This is a genomic window from Shewanella inventionis (assembly GCF_014641855.1).
Taxonomy (GTDB): Bacteria; Pseudomonadota; Gammaproteobacteria; order Enterobacterales; family Shewanellaceae; genus Shewanella; species Shewanella inventionis.
Genome location: NZ_BMII01000097.1, coordinates 1 through 1,602, shown reverse-complemented (window position 1 = coordinate 1,602; position 1,602 = coordinate 1). Strand labels below are relative to the sequence as shown.

General features: G+C 46.6%; 1 protein-coding gene. It reads left to right on the top strand.

Features of this window, described 5'->3' with window-relative positions; genetic code table 11:
- Positions 1-511 precede the first annotated feature (511 nt).
- On the top strand, positions 512-1,602 hold a 1,091-nt coding region (gene ltrA / locus IEW93_RS21715; protein ID WP_188741270.1), incomplete at its 3' end, for a group II intron reverse transcriptase/maturase.

Genomic DNA, 1,602 nt, shown 5'->3' with positions numbered 1-1,602 from the left:
AACATGGCCACCCAGTGCGCCGAGATAAATCGGTAGAAGATTGGAGGTGAAAGTCCTCTGCTTGGTAGTGCCTAGCAGGCAGCCAAGACCCCGAGTCATGGGCTTTGCATCGTAAGGTGTTGAGTTAAGCGTTGACAGGGGAACCCATAGGCCGAGTATTGAGCTGCGAAATCAAAACTTAAGAGTGCTGACCTTGTTGGGTGAAGGGGAAGGCAAAATAAGCCGTAGACGCTATGCAAGTCACGGCTTGACTCTTCGCAGTCATAGACCTTGTGCATGTGGTGATGTCTTTTATGCGGAACTCGGGAGATCCACATTATTGTCTACAGGATAACTGGGTAGACAAGTTATCGGGAAGTCAAATGACGAAGCCGATGATGATAATGATGTGGAAGTCAGACCGTCTCATAGTAGTGAAGAAGCCAGCGAACAATAGGGGTTAGCGCCCTTGGCGGAGCAGGTGGAGCGAAGGGGACGGACAGAGAGGAAATCACTTCAACAGGAGTATGCCATGACACAGAGCATGGAAACTGTACCCTCTCGTTTGGAGAGATTAGGGAAGGTAGCGAAACAAGATAAACATCTGCAATTCAATAACCTACTACATCACATCACCCCCGCACTGCTGTATGAGGCATTTACTAAGCTTAATAGACAAGCGGCCAAAGGGGTCGATAATGTGGGTTGGTACGAGTATGCAACGCAGCTTAAGCCGAAATTAATGGCACTGCATGAACGCCTTCATACGGGAAAATATAAGCCGCAGCCAGTGAAACGGCTATGGCTCCCTAAAGGCAATGGCGAACAACGACCAATAGGCATAACTGCTCTGGAGGACAAGATAGTCCAACAGGCAGTAGTGCTGGTGTTAACACCGATATATGAAACTGATTTTGTGGGTTTTAGCTACGGTTTTAGACCGAATAGAAATCAGCATCAGGCATTGGATGCCGTTTATATGGCGATTTCACATAAGAAGGTTAGTTGGGTGCTAGATGCTGATTTGAAAGGGTTCTTCGATGCAATTGATCATGAATGGCTGCTGCGTTTCGTTGCTCATAGAGTGGCAGATAAGCGGGTACTTCAACTGATAAAAAGTTGGCTGAAAGCGGGCGTAATGGATGGTCACACCCAACATAAAAGTCGAGTAGGTATGCCACAAGGGGCTGTTATTTCGCCGCTACTGGCCAATATCTACCTGCACTATGCGTTGGATTTATGGGTCCACCAATGGCGCCAGCGACATGCACGCGGTGAGGTTTACATTATACGATACGCAGATGATTTCGTCGTTGGCTTTCAATATCAAGACGATGGAAGAAGGCTAAGACGAGCATTAGATATGCGCCTTGGGAAATTCAAACTTAGCCTCAATATCGACAAAACGCAGCTGATAGAATTTGGCCGTTTTGCGATTTCGAATCGTCAGCAAAGAGGGGAAAAGAAACCAGAGACGTTTAATTTTCTGGGCTTTACTCATATTTGTGCGATCCGCAGGGACAACGGTAATTTCAAGTTGATGCGAGAATCGATAAAGAAGAAGCTAAAGAGTAAAATTAAGCAGATCAGTGAGGCGTTAATGCAGCACAGACACAAGCCTTT